Genomic DNA, 259 nt, shown 5'->3' with positions numbered 1-259 from the left:
GGGCCGCGCCCGGGTAGTGGGCGTCGCGCAGGTGCGCCGGCACGACGCCCGCGTGGCCGGCCCGGACGTCGGCGACGGCCGCGCCGATCGCGGTGGTGCACGCGTTCGACTTCGGCGCGGTCGCCAGGTGCACGACCGCCTGCGCCAGCACCAGCTGGGCCTCCGGCATGCCGATGAGCTGCACCGCCTGGGCCGCCGCGACCGCCGTCTGCAGGGCCGTCGGGTCGGCCATCCCGACGTCCTCCGACGCGGCGATGAC

General features: G+C 78.4%; 1 pseudogene. It reads right to left on the bottom strand.

Going from position 1 to position 259, the window contains the following annotated elements:
• Nucleotides 1-232, bottom strand: a pseudogene (locus P8629_RS12205) (recombination factor protein RarA); the annotation flags it as partial.
• Nucleotides 233-259 lie beyond the last annotated feature (27 nt).

This window comes from Hydrogenovibrio sp. 3SP14C1, from assembly GCF_029625905.1.
Taxonomy (GTDB): domain Bacteria; phylum Pseudomonadota; class Gammaproteobacteria; order Thiomicrospirales; family Thiomicrospiraceae; genus Hydrogenovibrio.
Note: the sequence above shows the minus strand (reverse complement) of the source record. Positions and strands in the feature narration are given on the sequence as shown.